Annotated in this window: 19 protein-coding genes; 7 read left to right on the forward strand and 12 right to left on the reverse strand. The window is 43.7% G+C overall.

The features are described from left to right. Positions 1 to 39: 39 nt before the first annotated feature. Both M3191_RS00475 and M3191_RS00480 read right to left on the reverse strand, forming a co-directional pair. On the reverse strand, positions 40 to 783 hold the full coding sequence (locus tag M3191_RS00475; RefSeq protein WP_251697493.1) for a hypothetical protein: 744 nt from the start codon (positions 781 to 783) through the stop codon (positions 40 to 42). A 19-nt stretch (positions 784 to 802) separates the two neighbouring features. Continuing rightward, positions 803 to 4633, reverse strand: a complete 3831-nt coding sequence (locus tag M3191_RS00480; RefSeq protein WP_251697494.1) for an AAA domain-containing protein — start codon at positions 4631 to 4633, stop codon at positions 803 to 805. A 187-nt stretch (positions 4634 to 4820) separates the two neighbouring features. Between M3191_RS00480 and M3191_RS00485 the strand changes: the two genes are divergently transcribed. From M3191_RS00485 to M3191_RS00500, 3 genes are all read left to right on the forward strand, one after another. Beyond that, positions 4821 to 5762 (forward strand): general stress protein, encoded by a 942-nt coding sequence (locus M3191_RS00485; protein WP_251697495.1) that lies wholly within the window; start codon positions 4821 to 4823, stop codon positions 5760 to 5762. Between the two features lie 444 nt (positions 5763 to 6206). Beyond that, entirely contained in the window at positions 6207 to 7196 is a 990-nt protein-coding gene (locus tag M3191_RS18470) for a thermonuclease family protein (RefSeq protein ID WP_435368128.1), read from the forward strand. Positions 7197 to 7343: 147 nt separating this feature from the next. After that, the gene (locus M3191_RS00500) at positions 7344 to 8909 is read left to right on the forward strand and encodes an alkaline phosphatase family protein (RefSeq protein WP_251697496.1); all 1566 of its coding nucleotides are present in this window, start codon (positions 7344 to 7346) and stop codon (positions 8907 to 8909) included. A gap of 77 nt (positions 8910 to 8986) precedes the next feature. Here M3191_RS00500 and M3191_RS00505 read toward each other — a convergent pair whose 3' ends face one another. Beyond that, entirely contained in the window at positions 8987 to 9820 is an 834-nt protein-coding gene (locus M3191_RS00505; protein WP_251698048.1) for a metallophosphoesterase, read from the reverse strand. A 152-nt stretch (positions 9821 to 9972) separates the two neighbouring features. On the opposite strand from M3191_RS00505, the gene M3191_RS00510 reads away from it, so the two are divergent. Both M3191_RS00510 and M3191_RS00515 read left to right on the forward strand, forming a co-directional pair. Then, positions 9973 to 11082: an MGDG synthase family glycosyltransferase gene (locus M3191_RS00510; RefSeq protein ID WP_251697497.1), complete on the forward strand. Its 1110-nt coding sequence runs from the start codon at positions 9973 to 9975 to the stop codon at positions 11080 to 11082. A 95-nt stretch (positions 11083 to 11177) separates the two neighbouring features. Beyond that, positions 11178 to 11750, forward strand: coding sequence for a YkoP family protein (locus M3191_RS00515; protein ID WP_251697498.1), 573 nt, complete (start codon positions 11178 to 11180; stop codon positions 11748 to 11750). Between the two features lie 46 nt (positions 11751 to 11796). On the opposite strand, the gene M3191_RS00520 is transcribed toward M3191_RS00515, so the two are convergent. The 5 genes from M3191_RS00520 to M3191_RS00540 form a co-directional block, all read right to left on the reverse strand. Further along, positions 11797 to 13323: a tripartite tricarboxylate transporter permease gene (locus M3191_RS00520; RefSeq protein WP_251697499.1), complete on the reverse strand. Its 1527-nt coding sequence runs from the start codon at positions 13321 to 13323 to the stop codon at positions 11797 to 11799. Between the two features lie 151 nt (positions 13324 to 13474). Further along, complete coding sequence (locus M3191_RS00525; RefSeq protein ID WP_251697500.1) at positions 13475 to 13921, reverse strand: tripartite tricarboxylate transporter TctB family protein; 447 nt, start codon at positions 13919 to 13921, stop codon at positions 13475 to 13477. A gap of 54 nt (positions 13922 to 13975) precedes the next feature. Beyond that, positions 13976 to 14989, reverse strand: a complete 1014-nt coding sequence (locus M3191_RS00530; protein WP_251697501.1) for a Bug family tripartite tricarboxylate transporter substrate binding protein — start codon at positions 14987 to 14989, stop codon at positions 13976 to 13978. 138 nt (positions 14990 to 15127) lie between these two features. Then, positions 15128 to 15820 (reverse strand): response regulator, encoded by a 693-nt coding sequence (locus M3191_RS00535; RefSeq protein ID WP_251697502.1) that lies wholly within the window; start codon positions 15818 to 15820, stop codon positions 15128 to 15130. Then, positions 15804 to 17414: an ATP-binding protein gene (locus M3191_RS00540; RefSeq protein ID WP_251697503.1), complete on the reverse strand. Its 1611-nt coding sequence runs from the start codon at positions 17412 to 17414 to the stop codon at positions 15804 to 15806. Before M3191_RS00540 ends, M3191_RS00535 begins: the two co-directional genes overlap by 17 nt. 166 nt (positions 17415 to 17580) lie before the next feature. Between M3191_RS00540 and M3191_RS00545 the strand changes: the two genes are divergently transcribed. Both M3191_RS00545 and M3191_RS00550 read left to right on the forward strand, forming a co-directional pair. Continuing rightward, positions 17581 to 17811: a hypothetical protein gene (locus M3191_RS00545; RefSeq protein ID WP_251697504.1), complete on the forward strand. Its 231-nt coding sequence runs from the start codon at positions 17581 to 17583 to the stop codon at positions 17809 to 17811. 444 nt (positions 17812 to 18255) lie between these two features. After that, positions 18256 to 18396, forward strand: a complete 141-nt coding sequence (locus M3191_RS00550) for a hypothetical protein (protein ID WP_251697505.1) — start codon at positions 18256 to 18258, stop codon at positions 18394 to 18396. Positions 18397 to 18508: 112 nt separating this feature from the next. On the opposite strand, the gene M3191_RS00555 is transcribed toward M3191_RS00550, so the two are convergent. The 4 genes from M3191_RS00555 to M3191_RS00570 form a co-directional block, all read right to left on the reverse strand. Further along, positions 18509 to 19918 (reverse strand): tetratricopeptide repeat-containing diguanylate cyclase, encoded by a 1410-nt coding sequence (locus M3191_RS00555; RefSeq protein WP_251697506.1) that lies wholly within the window; start codon positions 19916 to 19918, stop codon positions 18509 to 18511. A gap of 159 nt (positions 19919 to 20077) precedes the next feature. Then, a complete protein-coding gene (locus M3191_RS00560) occupies positions 20078 to 20290 on the reverse strand; it encodes a hypothetical protein (RefSeq protein WP_251697507.1) in 213 nt (70 codons plus the stop codon). Between the two features lie 361 nt (positions 20291 to 20651). Beyond that, entirely contained in the window at positions 20652 to 22403 is a 1752-nt protein-coding gene (locus tag M3191_RS00565) for a UvrD-helicase domain-containing protein (RefSeq protein WP_251697508.1), read from the reverse strand. Next, complete coding sequence (locus M3191_RS00570; protein ID WP_251697509.1) at positions 22396 to 24585, reverse strand: ATP-dependent nuclease; 2190 nt, start codon at positions 24583 to 24585, stop codon at positions 22396 to 22398. Before M3191_RS00570 ends, M3191_RS00565 begins: the two co-directional genes overlap by 8 nt. Positions 24586 to 24687 lie beyond the last annotated feature (102 nt).

Below are 24687 nucleotides of genomic sequence, written 5' to 3' on the forward strand. Positions count from 1 at the left end.
GATACCATACCGACAATTGGTTGCTCTCCAAGTTGTTGATTATTCTGCTAAGTACTTCTCACGCCACTCCGTCAACTCATTTTCCATGATCTGATTTTCGAGCGTTTCGTCCCACTCACTCGTCATCGTATTCCATACACGTGCATATAGCCGGTCGTCTGCGGTTTGATGAAGTCTGAACTCAATGCAGGGGATGGATTGCCGTTCCAGTTCTTTAACGGACGTAATCGCTTGGACGACGAGCTGCACATCGCCTTCCTGATAGGTCACGTCCAACAGGTCGAGCGCTTCCCGCCACTCGTCATCAGTGAACTCCTTCAAATTACGAAGATCTTTTGCAAGCCGGTACATCTCCCCAACGCCATCTGTAGGCTCCCCCGCAAGGAATCGGCCATGAGACGGGCTGTAATGGACTGTCGATTCGTCCTTTTCCGGCGGCTGGATATATATGCCCGATTCGAGCTGCTGCCTTCCCGTTTCCGTCAATGCATAGGCGCCGCCGCTCTTTGTAATCATGCCGGCACGGTTCAACCGCTCCTTGATGTCTTCAATGAATAACGGTTCTACGACGAGCATATCGCTTAGTTCTTCGCTGGAAGAGAATCTAGATGTACGGAAAGCGACTAATAGCATTTTCATTAATATGTCCATCTTCGTACGCTTCACCGTTTCGTACTCGATATCAATCACCTGGATCGGCAATGACCATTTCACTGTTTCGAGCAATTTCACGTTCAAGTCGCGCAACAATTCATCACGTAGACGTTTTTCCAAAGCCTCCATTCATCCACCCCCTTTTCCTTCAATCATTCCTTCCAGAACCTACTAGCTCCCTGAATCCGCCCTTCAGCTTCACCTGTTCAACTAGCCGTGCGTACATTGCCTTCGTCCCGGCTTTCTTCGGCCGTTTCGTGAACATATCCGAGCTGCCGACGATAACCAGCAATTCCCTTGCCCTCGACAATGCGACATTCAAGCGGCGATAATCTTCTGCGAAGCCGATTGTGCCGCTCGGCTGATGATGATTCCGTACGAAGCTCAAAATGATGATATCCATTTCCATCCCTTGGAATTTATCGACAGAGCCAGTCCGGCAATGCAGATGCTTCGGCATGATTTCCTGTTCAATGAGCCGGTCGATTCGCTTCACCTGTTCCCCGTAGAAGCTGATGACACCGACGCTTTTCTTCTCGTTCGGCTGCATCCGGCCTTCCCGCTTCGCTAACGCCGTTGCTTCTTCGATATCCACTAGCAATTCTCGGATTCTATTCAGCTCAGCCTCATTGTAGAGACTCGTACCGCCCTTCACTTTGGCTTCAAAGTACGCAGGCTCATTCGGCATATCAAACCATAGAAGATGATCATTTCGTTTAATGTTGGCCGACGAAAGCAAATGATCGCGAGCTGCGTCAGAATCGGGTAGACCGCACTGCAGACGGTATTGGCCATCCACATAAAATGGCGCGATCGTCTCCATGATTTCCTCATGCATCCGGTATTGGATGCCGAGCATCGTCTTATTCTGCTTCGGCAACGTTCTAAACAGCCGCTCGAAAAGCGATTCCTTCAGCATCCCGCTCAGTTCTTCCTTTTCGGCCTCGTCCTTGATCTCCTCGATGAATTCCTCCATCGTCTCCCTGCCGACAAGCGGCGGTAGCTGATGATGATCCCCTACGAGGACGATCTTCTTCCCTTTCAGCATCGGAAGCAATAGTTCAGGCGGCGTCGCTTTTGACACTTCGTCAATGATGACGACATCGAATTCCGGATAATCTTCCATGAAGTCCCGGCGTGCGGAAGCGACACAAGTCGTTCCGATGACATTCGCATGCTTCACATACAGCTTGCGGATTTCATCCAAGTCGAACTCCCCTGCTCCTGCAAGCATTTCACTCCACTCATCCTGCAGCAACCGTGCGACCGGCATCCGATCAAGCTCCTGCTGTAATTCGGCGGCTTTTGCAGACTTCTGATCGATTTCCTCAATCAATTCCTTCTTCCGCTTTTCCGGTTCGGATAGGATGATTTCCTGTAGAGTAAGAATCCGCTGCTCAAGTTGTTTCATCCGGTCTATTGCCTCCGCCTCTTCCAGCAGCAATGCTTCTTGGTCAGTCCGTAAAGCTGCAAGCTGTTCGGAAGTACGGATCGACTCAGTGGAATTCTCTTCGACTGCCAGCTCAATCTGTTGGAATAAACCTTTCCGCTCCTCAAAGTCGGCAAGCGTCTTTTCAAGCTTTTCAATCTCGTCCTCGACATCCTGTCGATAAACTTGCTCGTCGACATGTACAGCGAGCTCCGAACTTTCTTCCTTCAATTCTAGAAGCTGTTCCTCGTGTTCTTTGACTGTCTGTTCGGCGGCTGCCACCTGTTCTTCGACCTCTCGAATATGAGCAGTCATTTCATCTTTGATTTCGTTTTTCAAAGTGGTGAATCGGCCCGCCGCCTCTCGGTCGGAGGATGATTTGATTGATGCAGAAATTGTCTGCACGTCCTCCGCTTTGCCGTACAAATAAGCGAGATTTTCGGCAAGCCTGTGCAGAAGAGTCGCCTTTTCGGCCGTTGCTGGCGCTGCTAAAATCCGTTTTGTCGCAGGGTTCACAAAGAATCGGCCGATTTTATCAAGCATGTCATGCATCTCTTCAGCCGTTTTGTATGTATCATCCTGTTTGCTGCGGACCTGTTCGACCGCGAAATGATGCTTCCGAAGCAGATTTGCCGCATGACTGATTCCTTTCGTCAGACGCTCCTCCACTTCCTTCCATTCGAGAAGCGCATACGGATATGTACCGTTTTGAATATCCACACGCAAACGACGGAGCGTATTCATTTCAAGGCTCGTCGGAAGCGACGGTTCGATGTTGTGTGCTGCGAAGAGCCCTTCCAGCTCCTGCAGCTTCCGTACGTCCGATAATTCTTCGATGAAACGCGGCATCGACCCCACCTTCAAACTGTTCGTTGCCGCTTCTTCCGTCAATTTCCGAATTTCCATTTCCGCGTAGTCGATCGCTTCGACCGTTTGGAAATAACGGAGCTTTTTGCGATTCAATGACAATTCGAGCTCTGCTTCAGCCATCTTGTCATGCAATTCCTGACTAATTGAAGCGACTTCCTTTTCCTGTTGCAATTTGTCCTTTTCAATCGACAGCTTTTCAAGCATCCTGGCCAACTCTTCCAATTGCTGTTCAATCGAATCCCGTCTCTCGTCTAGCTCCGACTGCAACTTTCTCAAGGAGTCCAACTGTCCATGCAAGTCTTTGTTTTCCGTTACGGCGGCTTGCTTCTCGGCTATGCGCCGGTCCATTTCATCCTGTTCCGCCTTCAGACGCCGCTTTTCCTCTTCGAGACTTTCAATCTCCTCAGCGATCTCCTGCTCCCGCGTTGCTCGCTTTTCTCGTTGCTCATTGACCGCAGCCAACGTTTCGTCCCGCCAGTAGGAAGCGACATTCTCCTCGATGAATCGCTTCCCTTCCTCTTCGATGCTCTCCGTCCGCCCATAGCGCAAAATCCGTATGCCTGGATCGGACAGCAGCCTGCCGAGCGCATTGTCCACCGCCAAATTCGATTGCGAGGCGACGAGCGTCCTTTGCCCCGCCAACATGAGCTGGTGGCAAAGCTCCGAGATGACCGTCGTTTTCCCAGTCCCTGGAGGTCCTTGGATGACATACAGATCATGCGCAGACATCGCGCCGGTGACTGCTTCACGCTGGAACTCATTCAACGGATGATGGAACTCGAGCTCCTGCCTCTTATTCGTAATTTGGACGACTGGCCGCTCCTCGAACAGTACCTTCTCCAAATTGGCATTTGCCGCAAATCCGTCCTGCAGATCCTTGAATCCTTTCCGCAGCCGACGAATTTGGCTCAGCTCGGCGAAATTGCTGAAGACGATTTCACGGGCGCCATTCGGCAATAAAGAGCCGCGCCGCGCAACCGCCTGGTATTTCCGGCTTAGCTCGATCTTCACCGACCGTCTTCCGCGATTTACGTCGACGACCGTTCCGAGATCTTCGTTCGAACCTTTCAGTTTTGCACTGAATCCGGTAATCGTACTCCAGTCTTTCGCTTCCAATCCGCTGCAACTAATTGTCAGCTGACTGAACGATTCATTGATAATAGGTTGTGAAAAATGGGCGGTTACATCCGCAACATCTGCATTTTTCTCCTCGATCTGCAAGTATCCTTCCCAGCTCTTGATCCGTTTTTCAACGTATGCTGAACGCTCTTGCGCAATCGGAAGCTCCCGAAGGCTCGTATACAGCTGGATCGGCATCGGACTGCCTGTACGCCGGTTGACTGCAAATGCCAGGCGGACGCCAAGTCGGCGATTCGTCCGGACAGGCTCTTTACGCCCTTTCACTCTGAAGCTCGTCGCGAGGAAGCCTTCGTTTTTGTAGACGCATTCCATGACGGCGACCCGTTCGTTCAAGTGGTTCGCGAGCTGCGGATTTTCCTCTGGGCCGAAGTAGAAGGAGAATGCCATGTTGTCTTGTTTTGCGGGAAGTTTTTCAATGTAGACAGAGAAATTCGCCTGCATGGAAAAGAGCTCATTTTCGTCGATTGCCCAGTTTCCGATTTCCTTACGCGCCCGTTGCGTCATATCAAGCCGGCAATTCATCACTTCGCTTTTGTTCATCATGACATCCTCCTTTCTGGTCCTTATCCGAAATAAAACCATACGTTCTATCATACAACAAAAACGGGTACTGATTCACTAAAAATCCGGAAGAAGAATTTGTTGCAATCGTTTCCCATTTCAAAGTTTCGGGTATTGCATGTAGAGATTGTAATCGCTTTCGAATAGATAGAAGGAGTGAATGAATATGCCCAAGAAAACGTTTGCCGGGTTGTACGATACAGAGGAAGCATTACTTGCCGCTGTTAAGGAGTTAGATGAAAAAGGGATTGACCCGGAGAACATATATGTCATTGCGCGAAATGAAGAGGATGTCGATTTGTTACGGCGCAGGACGGCGGAAGAGATCCAGTCGGCGCCTTCGAATTGGCTGGACCGTTTTATCGGCTATATTTCGGGGGAGGATCATGTGCGCAGCATGCTTGTGGAAGTCGGTTTTGATGAAGGGGACTTGAGGCGGTATGAAGCGGAAATCAAGCAGGGTAAGTGGCTTCTCTATGTCGATGGCGAACTGGAAAAGACCGCATATGAGCTGAATGCGGAGCGACATAAGGTGGAAACGAACCCGTTTGACCGGCCGATTTCGGAAGCAGAACGATTGAACAGGCAAGGTGAGGAGTCGCCCGTCGGCATTGGGGAGGATGGATTGCCGAAAAATGATTACCGGGATAGCCTTGCAAAGGATGCCTATGAGGGCAGCAGTACAGTCTCGCGGGAAGACCTGCTGTTCGGCCGTGCAGGTGCGGAAGCTTTATTCGACACGTCCGAATATGAACCGAATCCGCCGAACCTCTCCTCTCCTTCCCAAAAACGCGGAACGCCGTCCGGGGAGCGCGGCCATTTGCATCGGGCATCGCGGAGGAACGTAGATTGGGGCGGTATAGATCAAGAAAGCCAAAACATCATCCCTGATCCACAAAACTTCGCTGAAAGTCAGATGGATCGACAGGATGCATTGGCGCAAGCGAAAGATTTTGCTGATTTATTAGAAGGCCGCAATTCGAATGGAATCCAATCAGAGGATGACGTCAAGCCGATTAAGCCGATTGTCATCGACCTGCGGAATGTCGAAGTGGATGAAACTGCCGAATCTTGGCTGCTGCCGAAGAAACGAAAAAAGGATAAATGATGTATGCGACCATGCACCTTTCGGGTGTGTGGTCTTTTTATGGAGATGAGCTCGTACATCCGGAGGAGTGATCATAAGTCACGGCAAGTGATCATAAACCCGGAGAAGTGATCATCACTCATGCTTTATACTTATAAACGTTTCATTTAATTCCATTTTCTTCATTCACTCGTCTCCTACAAGTTTTCCTGCTATAATAATAGAGTGCTTTTGCAAAGGGGCTTTCCCTAGCTGAAACACAAAAATAGTAGACGGAGAATGTTGCATACAACATATTCCTAGCTGAGGAGAATTGTAGACTTGAAGATTTTAGTAACAATTATTGTTGGTTTGTTGTTCATTGGATTGTTATTCAAATTCCCTGTTTTATTCATTGGCATTGCCATTGCACTTTGGGGAATTAAAAAAATAAAGAAGCAAAAAGAAATGAATCAGAAGTCGAAAATGGCGCCTGCCTTACTGATCATCGGATTAGTGCTCGCGCTTGGAGGATGCGTCGGTTCACTCGATAAGGAAGAATCTACTGAAAAATCCCCGACAGAACAAGTTGAGACTGTCAAGAAAGATACATCGGAAGAGAAAGCACAAGAGGAAGACACTTCCACTGTTGAAAAGGAAGAAGTGGAAAAAGAAGAAGCCGTTAAAGAAGAAAATAAATCGGAAGAAGCGAAAACTAGCACAGCTATCGTCGCTCCACCAATCGAAAAGAAACCTGCTTCCACCACTAAACCGGCTCCGGTGAAAAAGACTGAGACGTCCGGAACGACGGCGCAAGTTCCCGTCAAACTAGTGAAGACGATCGACGGCGACACAATCAAAGTATTGTATAACGGGCAAGAGATCAACGTCCGCTATTTATTGGTCGATACGCCAGAAACGAATCATCCCCGCCTTGGCAAGCAGCCGTTCGGCGATAAGTCGAAGGAGCGCAACCGGCAATTGGTCAATAGCGGCGCCCTCACGCTTGAATTCGATATCGGGGAGCGCTACGACAAATATGATCGATTGCTCGCCTACGTCTATGTCGACGGAAAAAGCGTCCAAAAGACGTTGCTTGCGGAAGGATTAGCCCGCGTTGCATACGTATATCCGCCGAACACGCGTCATTTGACACCTTTTGAGGAAGCGCAGGCGTCAGCGAAGAAACAAGGGCTCGGCATCTGGTCGATTGAGAATTACGCGACTGATTCAGGGTTTAATAGTGATGCAGTACCTGCGAAAAGTGCAGGCAGTTCAGCTGCGAAGCCGAAAGCACCTAGTGTTGCTGCAACAAAACCGGCACCGACGCCTAGCCCGAGCGTTTCCAGCGGCCAGGAATGGTTCCAAAACTGCACGGAGCTCCGTAAGAAATATCCGAATGGTGTTCCTCAAGGCCATGCTGCCTACCAGTCAAAAATGGACCGTGACAAAGACGGTTATGCATGTGAAAGATAATAATTGATAAAATAGCCGATTGTTTCCCGAGGGATTCAATCGGCTTTTCCTATATTTCATTTAATGGATTGATTACACAACATATGCATGAATTTTGTCCTTACGCCCATATTATATTCAAACTCCAGAATGGGGAAGGGTTATAAAATGAGAATTTTAGCTAGTATTTTCGGTGTCATTGTAATTACCACAATCATATATTTTTGGGGGTTTACTACACAAACGAAAGAACTTGAACCGCTCATTTCCCATTCAGGGAAGAAACCCGTAGTCCTTTTACTAGTCGATTCATTAATGGACAAACCGTTGATGAAAACCCTTCAAACCAATGATGTACCCGCATTGAAATTTTTAATCGAAAATGGATATTATGAGCCTGAAGTTATTGCTTCCTATCCAACAATGTCGGTTACCATCGACAGCACCATTCTAACGGGGACATACGCCGACCAGCACCAATTACCAGGTCTCGTTTGGTTTGATCAAACAGAGGGACGACTTGTCAATTATGGAAGTGGAAAAGAAGAGGTTTACACCCAAGGCGTCAAACAAGTCATACATGACGGCTTGGTGAATTTAAACGAAAAGCATTTGAATAAAGAGGTTCAAACGATTTACGAAGCTTTATCTGATAGAAAACTCTCTTCCGCTTCTATTGATGGACTTGTCTACCGAGGTGATTCCGTTCATCGACTACAATTGCCGAAAGCCGGAACTACATTCGGGTTTATTCAAAAAAATATTGAAGTAAAGGGACCTGATCTATTGTCTTTAGGAAGTCTTAGTAAATATAATCCCCAAAATTCGAAGCACCATCATGCTTGGCAAAAATTCGGGTTTAATGACCAATTCTCCACCTATGAATTAATATATTTGATGAATAACAATTCATTGCCTTCTTTTACACTTGCCTATTTTCCTGACAATGACAAGCGGGTTCATAAAAACGGACCTTCTGAAACGGAAGGAATCATTGAACTGGATAAGAGGCTGCAACAGCTATTAAATTCCTTCTCTACCTGGGAAGAAGCAATCACTAAAGTGACTTGGATCATTTATGGAGACAGTGGACAAGCATCGATCAAAAAAAGCAGGAAAAATGCTGCTGTCGATCTTACTTCCCTCTTAAGCAATTATCAAATTTGCCGTCTCGGCAAGCCGGTCAAAGCGGATGATCAAATTTGCATAGCAGTCAACGAACGCATGGCGTATATTTATTTGCTGGGTGAAGAGATAAGCTATGAAGAGGTTGCATCACAGATAAGGAACGACCCAAGAGTCGGCTTTGTTTCGTGGAAAGAAAATGAGACGAACTTTGTCGTAAACGCGAAATCGAATGATCAATTACTGTTTTATCCTAATGGAAACAGTAAAGATCCTTATGATCAACAATGGACAGTCGACGGAGATCTTTCAATTTTGGATTTGTCATTGGGTCAGCGCCAAAATATAATTTACAACACCTATCCGGACGCACTCGCCAGGCTGAATGGCGCGCTTCATTCTCATAAGGGCAAGTTCTTGATCGTTGACGCTAAACCAGGATATGAATTCAAAGGGGAACGTACTCCTCTTCATTTGGGAGGAGCCGGTCACGGTTCGTTGCATTATGACGATTCAATTTCAACAATGATTGTCGCTGGTGAGGATTCACTTCCGAAATTTAAGCGAGGAAAGGACTTTAAGGATTGGATTTTAGAATTGACTAAATGAAGCTGAACTGAAGATATATAATCAAAAAACTGTAGACAAAGTGAAATGATACTTTGTCTACAGTCTCAGTGAGAACATTACCCGGCTATTGCGTGAGGTAAATGGACGTTGTGAATCGTGATTTCCGGCCTGCTGCCAATCCTAATATTCACTCCGGTTTGTCCAAGTCCCTCGCTTATATAAAATTGTTTCTCTTTGTAGCTGTGCAAACCTTTTACCATATTCATTTTAACCAACTTGCCCATCTTCACGAGATGATATGGCTTCGGCCAATGAATTTGGCCACCATGAAAATGCCCCGAAAGCAAATAATCAAAATGATAGTTATGCATCGATAAAACAACATTCGGATCATGTGTCAGCACGAGATTATACCCTTCTTCCACACCATAATAAGATTCCATCAAATCACTTCTGTTTGTACTGAAATCGTCTATCCCGATAATATTTACTGGAACTCCGTCTATGTCAATTAAGTCGTTCTCATTTTGCAACAGTTTCACATCATTTTGCACTAACATGTCCGTTAATTGCTTTAAGTCATTTTTCCGCAAAACATAATCGTGATTGCCAAGTACAGCGTAAATACCGAAGGATGGATTAAGTTTCTTTAGTACTTGTAAATATGGATAGAGCTTCGGAATGGTACGCTTTCTATCAAGGAAATCGCCAGTCAAAGCGATTAAATCAATCGGTTGCATTTTAACCTGTGCATATAGTTGCTCTGGGGATATTGATATATTTTCAAGATGCAAATCAGAAATATGCAAGATCCGAAGAGGTTTATTGTTCTTCACTTTCGAACCATTTTTACACTTTATGTCTATCTGGTTCATGACAACGGAGCGTGTATTCTTGTTACCTATATATATGAAGTAGCTCAGCGCTAGAAATATTATTAGAGTAGCAATCATTTGTTTTCCTCCTCTTGTTAATTATAAGGGGAAGGAGGTGTTGTTTTTACATGTAATATATGGACGGTTTGCCAAATGGCACGTAGGAAAGGACGAGGCGATTAAATACTTGCTATTTCGCAAACTATTCGTAGAGGAGGGATAGTCCCATGACAAAGATTATATTTTTTCCGTTTTTGCAAATTCCTTCAGGCCATCATCATGTTGCTGATAGCATCAAAATTCAATTGGAACAAATGCCGGATACTTTTCTTTGTGAAAAAATCGATATTTTATCTTACGGCTATGGCAAATTTGAAGGTTATATCTCCTCGTTATATTTACAATGGATTCATAAACTTCCCAAATTATATAGCACAATCTATCGAGCTTCCGCATTTGATGATGTGATGCAAACTAAACGTTTTTATCTATATGAACTACTTTTTATAAATTTTTTCAAAAAACTACTTAAAGAAGAACATCCAGATGTAGTTATCTGCACTCATTCCCTCCCTTCATACATGCTCGCACGACTAAAAAAATCAAACCTGTGGTCAGGACCGATTATAAATATATATACCGATTATTTCATCAATAATTTATGGGGAATTGAAGAAGTTGATTATCACTTTGTTCCTAGTAAGAAAATCAAAGACCAACTTGTCATGCAAGGCGTTAAGGCTCAGCGCATTTTTATAACGGGCATTCCTGTTCACCCCCTATTCAAGTTAAAAAATCCAAAAGTAAAAGAAGAACCGATTCTATCCGCGCTACTCAGCGGTGGAAATATGGGGGCAGGATCAATTGTCCAACTTCTTGACCGATTAGATCCGGATGGCATGATCCGCTATAAAGTTTTATGTGGAAAAAATGAGGAACTGTTTCATTCCATTCAGGAGATGGAAAATCCCCTTATACAACCGCTTTCCTATATTTCATCAAAACAGATGATGAATCGGTTATATGATGAATCAGATTTAATCATTACAAAACCGGGTGGAGTCACAATCAGTGAGTGTCTTACAAAAAAATTACCTATTTTCGTTTATGATGTTTTACCTGGACAAGAAGAGCAGAACTTGATTTTTTTGAAAAATAAAGGATTGGTTCATCATTTAGATGCTTGGAGAACTCAAGAAAATATTGAACAAGAAATATTGACGGTGATGTGTCATAAAAAACAGGAGATAACAGGTGCAATTGACAGATATTTAACAGAAATTGAATTGGAAGATCCAGTGTCATTTATTATCGAGACCTATAAAAGGATTGTTTAACTACTCATGATTTCATAGACAAATCTTTCATAAATAATTACCGAAGGAAATGGTCAACCTACAGGATGACAATGAAATTAGTGAGGTGCACTTACATGAAACAACAATTAATTAACATATGGAGTATCGTCGACCCCTTTTACTTGAAGTGTACTCGACTGCAGTGCCTTGAACAAATCATCGGGAAATATAACATTTTTCGCATTCGATTGACACGTTATAAAGGCCACGAAGTCGTTCTATCCGACGGTACGATTATTACGAAAAATGATTTGCTCGTGAAAATCCACCTGCATAACGTCCGTGTTTTGAAAGAAATGGATAGTATGGATGGAAAGTTGAAAATACTATTTCTATACAAAGCGGCTTACTATTCCATGCCTGCACTTGCGTTGTACGTACTGCAACATGAGCAAAAGGATCACATAAAAGGAATCATCGGAATAACAATGATTGAAAAAGGATATGACCGTCTAGGGTTTGAATCCTTTTTATTTTCGAGCAGTATGTATACATGGTTCAAACGGATTTCACTATACCCGATCCATTTACTAGCCAATTCCAAGTCCTCTTCGAAAAGAAATAAGACACCTGTACCTAGATACTTATTCATGTCAAAAGATGCCCTATGCAAAAAATATGGTTCGCTGCAAAAAAATATTGCTTAAATTAAAAAGTGGATTGCCTTTCCCATTAGGCAATCCGCTTTCCTATTCACCCTTCATCTTCCACAATTACTGCTTTGCCTCTCATTTTCAACAATAACGGAATCAACAGCCATGCTGCGGCCGCAATGATGAACACGAGTGACAGCGGCTTCGTGAAGAAAATGCCGAAGTCGCCGTTTGAAATCGTTAAGGCACGACGCATATTGTTCTCGATCATCGGTCCTAGCACGAGTGCGAGGACGAGAGGAGCTACCGGATAATCGTTTTTCGACAATAGATAACCGACCACGCCGCATCCGAGCAATAAGTACAAATCGAATGTCGTATATTGCACAGCGTACACACCGAAAAATGAAATCGCCACGATGATCGGCAATAAATATTTCTTTGGCGTTTGAATGACCTTTGCAAATACACGGACGAGCGGCATGTTCAGCACCAACAACATCAAGTTGCCGATGAACATACTCGCGATGAGCCCCCATGCCACTTCGGGATGCTCGTCGAAGAGCAGCGGGCCTGGCTGGATATTGTACATGATGAGTGCCCCCATCAAGATTGCAGTCGTTCCGGAACCGGGGATACCGAGCGTCAGCAAAGGAATCATGGCGCCTCCGGAAGCCGCGTTGTTCGCAGACTCCGGACCGGCAACACCTGCGATATTTCCATGGCCGAATGTTTCAGGCCGTTTGCTGAATTTCTTCTCTGTCATATACGAGAAGAAGGAAGCGAGCGTCGCGCCTGCGCCTGGAAGCACTCCGATGAAAAATCCGAGCAATGAGCCACGGACGATTGGCACGGCGCTATCTTTCATATCCTGCTTCGTCGGGAGGATGCGGTTGATTTTTGCAATCGTCCCTTCTTCATTGTCCCGTTCCAGAACAGTCTTGAACACTTCACCGAGTGCGAAAAGTCCGACTGCAATCGTCAAAAATTCGAGGCCAGAGAATAGGATCGGTTGGTTGTATGTGAAACGGGCGATGCCCGAGACCGCGTCGATGCCGATCGTGCCGAGCATCAGTCCGAAGACCGTCATCATCAAAGCTTTCGTCATCGATTTTCCAGCAAGGCCGCTGACCGCCGCCAAACCTAACAGCATCAATGAGAAGTACTCCGCCGGACCGAATTTGATGGCGACATTGGACAATGGTTCTGCCAACAAAACGAGGCCAATCAAGGAGACGATGCCCGCACAGAACGATCCGATGGCGGATATCGCCAATGCAGCCCCTGCCCGGCCTTGCCTTGCCATTTGATAACCATCAAGCGTCGTGACGACGGAAGATGATTCTCCTGGGGTGTTCAATAAAATGGATGTTGTTGATCCCCCGTACATCGCGCCGTAGTAGACGCCTGCTAGTAAGATGATAGAGCTGGCGGCCGCCGCACTTGTCGGCATGCCGGAAGTGATAGTTGCCGTGACCGGAATAAGGAGTGCAACCCCGCTCATCGGCCCGATGCCCGGAAGCACGCCGACAGCTGTTCCGATGACGACGCCGATGAACGCAAATAATAGATTATGCCATTGGAAGGCGATCGCAAAACCGTCACCCAAAAATTGTAATGTGCTCATGTTGTGACTCCTTTCTCAACTCAATCAATTTCGCCTTGGCGTAATTGCGTCCGGATTTTTATCGAGCATGCTCGATAAACTCCCATTAAAATCCGTGACATCCGCCGGAGGCAACTATAACTTAATCCAGCAGGGTCTTTGCTGGATTAAGTTATAGCGGGAATCCTGGCAATGAGCCGCCAAGAAATTCTGCAAAGAAATAATAGATGCCAAACGAGAAAACCGCTGCGATAATAATTGTAGAAATAATCCTTCCTCGCTCCATCGTCTGAAATGTGACGAGCAAAAAGAGGAATGTCGAGATGACATACCCGAGCTTTTCCAGTAAGAATGCATACAGCGCCGCACTCACGAGGATGATGAGGAACTTTTTATATTGCAGCTTTTCCTTGGATGCCGATTCTGATTTGTATGTAAACGTTTCGTACAGCAGTCGCAAACTCAAAAGAATCAATATGACACCGAGCCATAACGGAAAGATTTTAGGTCCTACCGTTGATCCGTATGCGCTGCTTGCGATCTTCGTACTTTCGATGACAAATAAAAGACCGATCAGTAAAAAAGCGATGCTTGCATATCGATCGAATGTTTTACTCATAGTCTTTGACACCCCCCTAAAAGAAAAGGCGGCCACTTTAGCCGCCAGATTACATTATTTTTGCATGCCAAGAGCTGTCAGAAGTTCGACAATTACTTTGTCTTGGTCTTCCAAATACTTCGTGAAGTCATCAGAAGCACGGTACTCGCTTTCCCAGCCGTTTCTTTCAAGTTCCGCTTTCCACTCGTCAGTCTCGACCATTGCTTTCAATTTTTCCGTCCAGTAATCGACAGCTGCATCGGTCATTTCTTTTGGTCCGAATAGTCCGCGCCAAATTGTGAACTCAGCATCAATGCCTTCCTCTTTAAATGTTGGCACTTCAGTCAATTCACCGCCAAGACGTTCTGACGAGCTGACAGCAAGGACACGGACATCACCGGATTTTACATATTGTCCGATTGTCGATGCATCCGTTGCAATGACATCAGCATTACCGCCTAGCAACGCTGCAACTGCTTCGCCCCCGCCATCATACGACACGTATTTCACTGTTTTCGGGTCAATTCCATATTCGAAAGCTGGCAGGACACCAACTAAATGGTCCATCGAGCCGGGTGCCGATCCGCCGGCAAGCGTAACTGATTTTGCATCTTTTTTAATTGCTTCCAATACATCCTTCAGCGTCTTGAATTCCGAATCCGCTTTAACGACAATTGCGCCGTAATCGCGTGTCAGCTGTGCCAATGGAGTTGTATCCTTGTAGCCGTACGGGCTGTTCCCTTCAGCCTTATTGTTATTAATTAAAAGAGGTGGAGATTTTACAATCAACGCGTAATCATTCTTCACTTCTTTTGTCGCAAACTCCGCCATGTAAACAGCACCGCCGCCACCTGGTTTATTCTCAACCGTGATCGGTTTTTCAATCAGCTTCGTATCATTCATCGTTTTCGCAATTGCGCGAGCGGTCAAATCCCATCCTCCGCCTGCCCCGGATGGTGCGACAATCGTCAAGTTTTTCTCAGGATATTTCGAAGAGTTCCCCTCTGCCCCGTCATTCTTTGCACACGCTGCTAGGCTTAATGCCATAACACTTGCCATAGCAACAATCTTAAATTTCTTCCATTTCATCTTGCATCCCCCTTTGGAATAAAAAAATGATGGTAGCGCTTTCATACGCTATCATCAATTTATCAGAAGGTTGGTTATTTTCAATGTTTGCGGTCATAAGTTCAATAATGGGTGTTAACGTCATTTTGTTCATATTGTTCATTGATAATGAATGAAATATCTTCGCTCAGGGCGACCGACCGAACCGTAGATCAGCTCGGTGTATGCCCGTTTTTCCGAAACGAGATACTCCAAATAACGCCTTGCGGTCGATCGGCTGACGCCAATATCCATGCCAAGCGTTTCAGCGGTGATTCCTCCTTCGATCTGCATCATATGGCTGATGACTTTCTCTTTCGTAATCGGGTCGATTCCTTTCGGAGGGAGGTTTTCCACATTTTCTGCAGCTGTATTTGTTTTATTCCACAAGAAGTGGATGGAATCCTCTTTCATGATCCCATCGCCAGCAAGCTTCTCCCTTTTCGCCTTGTAGGAAAGGAGACTGTCCTTGAACCGATCGAATGTAAGAGGCTTCAGTATATAGTCAGCTACGCCGCGGCGGTACGCCTTTTTCACGATGTCGACTTCGGCTGCTGCGGTTATGAAAATAATGTCAGTGTCAGGGCTGTTTTCGTGGATGAAACCCATGATCTCCGTACCGAGCGCGTCGGGCAAATAGACATCGAGCAACACAAGATCCGGCGCCAGCGCCTGCACCCAATCCTTCGCCTCCTCGCCGGTATGCGCGGAACCGACGACCGTGAAACCTTCCAATTTCTCAATGAATCGCCTATGGATGTCTGCGATCCGCTTATCGTCTTCAATGATTAAAATTTCAATTGGAGTCTGCATGTTGGTACCCCCTTTTCGGGATGGAGATGATGAACAGTGCACCACCTAAATCCCCTTTTTCCACTGTAATGGAGCCGCCCAAGTCTTCGACGTTCTCCGCCACTTTCAAGAGCCCGTATCCTCTGTCTTCCCTATCTTTTGTCGAAACTTTTTCAAGGAATAAAGCATCCAGGACTTCATTCGCAATGCCCTTGCCCGAATCTTCTACTTCAAAAAGGATCTCTTCCCCGTTATCGAAAACGAATAGGCGTACAAGCCGTTTCGCTTCAGGATTCATATCTACCGCTTCAAAGGCATTTGTCATTAAATTTCCGATGATGGAGACGAAATGGGTCTTCTCCAATTGGGCCGGCAACTCTTTCAAAAAGCTGTCTTCATCAAGGAGGAAACGGATATTCAGTTCCCTTGCCCGATTAAAAAAGCCGATGACGATTCCGCCGAGGAAAGGATCCTGCAAGCGCTTCGTGACAAACTGGATGAGTGATTGGTGTTCGGCCGTTTCATTATGGATCAGGCTGAGCGCTTCGTCGTATGAATGAAGCTGAATAAGCCCTGAGATCGTGTATAGGAAATTATTGTATTCATGGGTCTGCGCCCTAAGCGCTTCGGTATACCGCTTCACTTGCGATAATTCCATCGCAAGCTGGTCGATTTCCGATTGAAGGCGGAATGTGGATACGGCGCCGATGATTTGGTCATCCGCCCGAATCGGGATGCGGTTGACGATAACTTTACGACCGTGGATTTCCATCGGCCGGTCGAGGTGCCGTTCCCCTGTTTCCAACACTTTCAGCAGCAAGGTGTTCGGCAGCACTTCCTGAATTGTCCTGCCGATCAGTTCCGTCTGGCCGGGAATGGAAAGTGTGTCATAGGCCGCTGCATTCACCGTTGTGATGACCCCTTTCGCGTCGACCATGATGATGCCTTCGCGAACAGATTCGATAAGCGCATTCCGTTCAGTGAATAGATTTGCGATTTCCGCAGGCTCCAGATTGAACAGCTCCTTCTTAATGTTCCGTGAGAGGAAGCTTGAGCCGATAATGCCGAGAGCGATGGCGATCAATACGATGTAGGAAATATTATCGATGTACTGAAAGAATATGGAGGATATGTCGTCGTTTAGATAACCGACCGAAATGACCCCGACAATTTCGCCTTCATCATTGAAGACGGGCGTTTTCCCGCGCAGTGCGGGACCGAGCGTGCCAGTCGCCTTTGAAACATACGATTCTCCAAAGTGAAGTGCACGTTCATTGTCATCCCCGACCATCTTTTGTCCGATCCGTTCGGTGACAGGATGGGCATACCGGATGCCTTCCCTGTTTCCGATAACGACATATTCTGCACCGGTTTGATGGCGGACGGCTTCGGCAATCGGCTGCAGAAGTCTGGACGGGTCTTCCTGTTCAAAAGCAGTGCGGACATCCGGCCGGGCCGCCGTCGTTTTCGCAATGCTCAGCGCCCGGATGCCAATCTGCTTTTCAATCCCTTGCGACATCGTGAAGTAGAATGAAACGCCGATTATGATTGCTACAAGCGAAACGAACAAGGCGCCATATGAAAATATTCGTGATTGCAAGGATCTCGGCTTCATGCAGATCATCTCTCTATCTGGAAGTATAGGTGTTAGTTGGATGCGGATTTCAGCGGGAAATCCATTTCTCTCTATGTTACACTATTGGCAATTGTGGGGGAATAGGTTGAATCAATTCGGATAGATGCGGGTACGATATCATTGACGGAAGGGAGCGTGACGCGATATGAAGGAATTCAAAATCACTTATTTCTTCGACAAAGAACATTACATACGAAGGTTCATTCACACCGACTCGATGGAGAGCGCCGAACAGCTCGTCGAATCGGAACGTGATCAATACATCTCGTTTCGTGACAGCCGGGGAATCTATCATGAGCTGCATACCGGCAAGGTGCGGGTCGTTCAAGTTTCGGAGTATTTCCGGGAGGATAAAAAGATAGGGTCATCCCGTTAACAGCGCGAGGTTTCTGTGAAAGAATGGACCTTGAAGATGAAAGATTGGACCTTTGCGAGAAGGAATGGACCTTGAACGCGAAAGAATGGGCTCTTGTCAAAATAATGAAAGTCAATATCGGGGAAATTTCGACAAAAGAAAAAATCTATGCCGAATTATTTCCCGGGAAGCTTTTTTGCTCGTATTTTGAAACCCTTTCCCCTTCCACTAGCAAAATATCCTTTTGTTTGTCGTTCGATATGGAAAGATGCAACAAGACACAAGGACAATTACAGTTTCAGCAAATATTGCCGGTCTATTTTTCCTGCCAGGATTCTAATTTGACGAGAAAAGCCGATAATGACCGCTATGAGTGAAACAAACATGCGCCCTTGTAAAAATCACATGAATAATTAATAAGAGATGGCACAAAATACATAAAGTCTAATTTGAGGAGGGATGAGCATGAAGTACAAAAAATATCTTCTTTCGTTTATGTCAGTTCTTTTGTCGGCGGGTTTTCTATTCGGCTGCAACGGCGTTGATGAAGATGAACCGGATCCGTCTGAAGAGCCTACGGAGCAACGTGAGGATAATAGTCAATGAAGTGATATGTAGCACCGCTCCAAGCGGTGCTTTTTTAAATTCCTACAAACAGAATAAAGAATTTACCGAACGATTTATTCCAACAAAAAAAGGCCATAAACAGCCTCTTCTCTTAACTCATTATGCAAATTCGGTTTTTCCCGTTTTCTTTCGCTTGATACAGCGCTACGTCTGCTTGGTGGAACAGTTCGGTGAAGGTTTGGATGGTGCCGTTTGCGTTATCTGCGACGCCGACGCTGGCGGTTAATGAAATGTAGATGCCGTCCTTCTCGATCTTGATTGAACGGACGGCTTCGAGCAGGTTTTCCGCTTTTTGTTGGGCTGCTTCAAGGGAAAGATCCCGCAGGATAATGGCGAATTCGTCTCCGCCGAATCGGCCTATCAAGTCACCGCTTCTGATTTGCCTGGCACATTCCTGGCCGATCTTCTTAATGATTTTGTCACCGAATATATGGCCGTACGTATCATTCAAGCTTTTCAGATTGTCGAGGTCAAAAGCGATACAGATGATGCTTTCACCAGTTCGAGCAGCTTCGGCAAGCCAGTTGTCCGTCGTCGTTTCCGTATAGCTCCGGTTGTACAGTCCGGTGAGGAAATCGGTGTTGGCTCGGCGTTCAATTGTCGAAATCCGATGCTTCACGCCTATTTTGACTGCCGCCATGGCAGCTTCATGTTGGCTCAGATCGCTTAACAGATTGATATATTCTTGCTGGGCTTTGTAGCCACGTTGTACATCCTCCATCAGATCACAAAGTTTGCATCTCTTTTCCAAAATACCTTTCAGCAAATTCCTGTCATTATAGCTTTCCGCAAGCTCTTTTGCGATGTCGTATGCTTTTAGTGCTTCAGCATACATTTTCTTTTGCATGAAAAAACGTCCGTACAAGTCATGCACTTGCGTTTTTTCGCGAATAAATGACGCTAGGATCGGATCATTTATCATTTCGTTTATGAGCTGTTCAGCGTCTTGAAGTTGTTCTAAGCCAATTAACGCGTTTGCGATGTTCAGCTTCACTCGGAATTCCAATATTGGAGTCCTCGGTTCATGAAGCTTGGCCATTTCGAGCCCCTTCTTCGCCATGGAAAGGGAGCTTTCGAAATCGTTTTCATTCGCCAGAATCATGCTATAGTTGCTGTACGCATTGCTGACAATATTGTAGTGGCCAAGTTTCGTACCCAAGTCAATCGCGTTTTCCAGCGTTTCCTTCGCTTTCTCGTAGTCTTTATTAAATTCGTGCAGTAAAAAAAGGACGTTGCATCCATTCAACCGATCGGCTTCATCGCCATTGTCCACGCTATATTCAAGATGCGCATCGATGCTATGGAACGCCTCTTCAATCTCTCCGATGCAGTAAAAGGACGCGGCGTTGTTTATATGGGCAGTCAGTATGGATTTTGGGTCGTTCGTGGCTAAACCTGCCTCTAACAATTGAAAGCAAGCTTCAATTGTCTCTTCATATTTACCTTCCACCCTTAGCTTCAGGACATTTTGCTGCAATGAAATCAATTCTTCCTTCTCCATGCCCACAACTCCTAACCTTGGTTCTTAGTTCAATATAACCGCACACTTAAATATCTCTCACTACTATAGTAACACTAATTGGATTATTATGGAGTATATTTTTCGGATAATTATGTATGGAGCTGCATGAATCAGCTCCTTTATATGTGACATGTCCCCCTACTTCCTATCCAATGCATTTGCGATAGATCCTCTCTGCGTCTCAGCTACGTCTAGTAAATTGGATTCTGCTTTGAATAAATTCTTTTCGTACTCTTTTTCGAATGAAGCAAGGAGATCCACTGCCGGACCAATTCCTGCAAATATGGCTGCACTGCTTGCTACGACGGCGATTGCCAGAAAAATTGCTGCTAACTTTTTAATCGTTCTCACTCCCCAAGTGATGTTCTTGTCTATAACTATACGGCTTTCCAGGGGATTAGAAAATTCAATATTATTGATAAAATATGCTATCCATTCTTGAAAAACGCCAGTAAATAAAAAGAACCCATGTGCATCGACAGATTATATTGTCAAATGCTGAGGGAACTTGGGGAAACATTCATTTTTCGCAACATGCATACATTGAAAAAGGAAGCCGGCTTGCAGAGCCGACTCCCTTCATTTCTTACGTCTATATCCATCGTCAGAAGCAACTCAAAACATGGCAGAATATACAAAACCTAAAGTAGTTAAATGATAATAGTGTTATTTATCACCAATTACACTGAACTAATCATTCATTCCTATCGGCTTAATCCGTCGCATTAAATAGTAATGTGTGAAGTGAGTCTTGTCCGAACCAATTAGTAAGTGTCACGATTGCTGAGTCTGATAATTCTTGTGTGAAAACAAGCGCTAAGCGCTTTTTCGGTCTTGAACAAGCTACATAAAACAAATTTCTGTTTCGTTCAAACATGTCAATCTTGTTACGAGGAATACCAATTAATTCATATTCTAACATCTGAGAAAAATTATACATTGACCATCCTCTTCCAATAACAACTAATACATTTTCAAACTCTGCACCTTTTACACCATGTTTTGTTGCAAATGGAGTTTTATGCTCTATAAATCTTGATAAAGCTATAACTTCTTGATAAGGAATCGTTTTCAATTTAGTTATTCGTGCAATTTTTCTCTTTCTATATTCGTCTAACTCTTTATTACTCTTCACTAAATTAATTTCAATTTCATCTCTTTCTATGCTCTCTGGTAAAGAAGGATACCTTGTTTTCTTTAGGTGTTCAATAACTTCTCCAATGTCTTTATCTTTACGAATGGAAATTAGTTTATCCATATGAGTTACCCATTCAAGTTTATCCTTATGTGAACGAATTACTGGTCTATCCCCTTCCAAGTAAGAGAACATTTGACCAAACTTTTTATTTTCATATGCGATACAAACTGGCTCCAAAATATTAACAAAGAATGCAATATAGTCATCCTCTTTCTTAATATACGAGTCATTGTTGGGGAAGACATCTGCAATATTTCGATAACCTTGTTCTTGTGCAAGTATATTATGCGTTAACATGAGAATTTTTGTTTTTTCCTGCGAAAAATCCCAACCTCTTTTGAGAAGCTCTAACTTAGTTTCCTCAAGAGATTGATGAGCTATATCCGTTGGCAAATCACCCTTCCAATGAGATTCAGTGCGTCTTTCCTTTTTCCATGCATTTGAATGGAATACAAGCACAGAACCGTCTTCTGGATTATTAACCTCTTGCATTAATTCTGGTCGTATTCTATTTAGACAATCTACAATTGTCTTACACGAACGGAAATTTGCTTTTTTTCCAATAGTTTCTAAACTATCATGTTCAATTTTTCCACAGCCAGTACCATATATTTTTTGCCAGTGGTCTCCAAAAAAACCAAAAAGAGGACCTTCGTTTTTGTCTAAAAAATGCTTTTTTATAGATTCAATAAAGTTTATATCTGTGTCTTGATATTCATCAATAAAGATTACAGGAAAGCGAAAAGAAAAAATTTTGCGGAATTTATCATCTTCCAAGAGCCGCATAGTTAAGGATAAAACATCATTATGACCAAGGGAAACTTTTTGAGATTCTATTCGTGGATATCCAATATCATAAGTAATAGTATGATTATTTATTTCTCCAGTCTCTCTAAGTCTATCAGCCCATTTATCAATTTCCGGTAATACTTCACGTAATCTTGACTGAAAATCTTTTATTATCGACCAACAAAAAGAGTGAATTGTTGCTGAAAAGATAACTGGATGATAATCAGTTCTCGATTCAATTTCATCCCGTGCAATATTAGTATAAGTTATGCATGCAATTTGTTGATTATTACGCAGTAACCTATTTCCCTCTATCTCCAACATATGTTTTAGTGAATGTATTAAAGAGTATGTTTTCCCAGCTCCTGCCCCAGCCTCGAGAACAAAACTTTTTTTCTTGTATATACACGAATAAACCTTCTCTAGTGCCTCTTTAGCAGCTAACTCTGCTGGGTTAAGTGTCGTTTCCTTATTCATCAGTATCCACCACCTCTTTTACCAAAGCTTCTGTAGAATTGTCATTATCTTGTAAAGAGTTTTTTGCCAACCAAGTTAAACCATCTCTAATATAGAGAGGAACAGTCCATTCTGTGTCAATAAGTGCATATTTCAATGCGAAATTAGTCTTATCTACTCTGCTCGCTTTATTCCAAGCATCAATAGCTAATTCAAAATTATCATTACCATTAATGTCAAACAATGATTTGTTTGCTAACATAAATGCGTCTTCAAAACTTCTACCAGAAGGTAAGTATATTTTTTCAATAACCACTTTACTTTCTTTCGGATGATCTATTATTAATTCCGTTCTACTATCGGCAACAGTGGCACTAGTCTCTTCGGAAGCGGCTGTTAATTCTAAACCAACAGAAACAGCATCGATCTCTTCTGGAACCTGATAAGCAATACGTAAATTCTCCTTTATTTTTTCTGCATCTGTTTTGTTTAAGAGAGCTTGAGTTGTAATATCATTTTCATCGAACCAACTTTTAATTGCTGAATTACTAGTATATGCCCCTTCAGCCACAGGGCATTTAATGTAATATGTTCCTGTTGATCTAACATCTTTTTTTACTGCATCAATATCTGTAATTATTAAAGATGGTATCTCCAAAAAGTTTAGAAATGGAAAGAAATTATGAGCATACGCTCCTCCAACTTCAACTATGGATAAATAATTACTTGAAAGTGATTCTTCAGGTGAATTTTCAGAATCAATCTTCTCAATAATTTTAGGCATTAGCAATCTTTCTGTTGGACCTTCCACCAAAATTGCTTTATCAGCAAAAAATAAATCACACCTTGTTAATGTTAGATATTTGTGTAAGAACTCTTTCGCTTGCTTAAGTGAACTATCTGAAAATCCTTCTCTTAAGTCTTTAATAAGAGTATGTAATCCTCCAGTACTAGTACTTAGAAAATATCTGATTGCATCGAAAGGCGCTTCGTTTGCAATATGAGTAGAATGAGTAGTAATGACAAATTGAATTGGCCATTTTACTCCATCATTAAAACGATGAGAAAAATCTTTTGCAATTTCGTTTATCTTTCTAATAAAAACCTCCTGCATTTGCGGATGCAAATGTGCTTCAGGTTCTTCAATAAAAACAATTTGGAAGTTGGGAGCTGGTTGCTGGGCTTTGTACGCCTTGAAGAAACCGAATAACTTAAACAGTATGTAAATTATATTTCTAGAACCTAGACCATTATATGTTTCAGGCAAGGAAGTCCCCTCTACCCCTGGGTAAAGTATCTTAGTATGGTTCTCTAAAAGCCTTCTAACATCTAAGATAGTTTCAGTCTGAAGTGCAGCATTGTTTAGTCCTGGATACCCAAATAGTGATAAAGCTGGCAGTAGTTTATTAAGGTGTTCATTAAAGCCCGTATCTAGTTTATTTTGAATATCTTTAACTGCCTCTTCCAAAGCGACAGCAGTCTGATTTTCAGTGGGGGAAGCAGTCTCTAATTTAGCGATATCAAGCATTTTCTCCACAACTTTACCTAATACGTCACGATCTCGATGTGTAGTGTCATCCAATCCCCGTTGAGCATTTATAAAACCAGTTTGTATAATGCATTTAAATTTTGGGAAATCAAGTTTTTTTCGATTTGTATCATCTTGTGGATCAATAGCATATATGGATGAAACATACAATTTCGGAATCCTTTCTTTTAGTATTCTAAAGAATTTTTTCTTTTCTTGTGCAATATTTTCATGTGTACCGGAATAATTCATTCCCTCAAAGAGAGCATCCATCCCCCCTCCTTTTAGTTGGTATTTAATATTTGCAATAACTTCAGTGGAATTTGGATCGAGATCTATAATTAATTCACTTAGAGGACCCAGATCATCCATCTCGATGTCATAATTGAGGGTGAGTGTTATTTCGATAGCTGGTAGCGATTCTCTGATAGCAGGATTTTCTTTATCCTCAACCCAATTAATAAATGCAGTCCAAAAGTTTTCATAAACAGGGATAGAAAAGTCTTCTAAATTAAATCTTGGCGAACTGTCGGCTAATAAACGTCTAAACAATTCAGTAAAAGAAGTCTTACCAGAATTATTACGTCCGACAATTATAGTTGTTGTTTTTTCTAAAGTTAACTCAACGTCGTTCAGTAGTCTAAAATTTTTTATTTTCACGCTTTTTATGTGCATTTATTACATCTCCCCAAAATTAGTTTTATAACTAAGTTCATTATTACATAATTAACCACTTTAATTAACATTATATTTCAAAAACAAAGATCACAAAACGAT

The organism is Sporosarcina luteola (genome assembly GCF_023715535.1).
GTDB classification, from domain to species: domain Bacteria; phylum Bacillota; class Bacilli; order Bacillales_A; family Planococcaceae; genus Sporosarcina; species Sporosarcina luteola_B.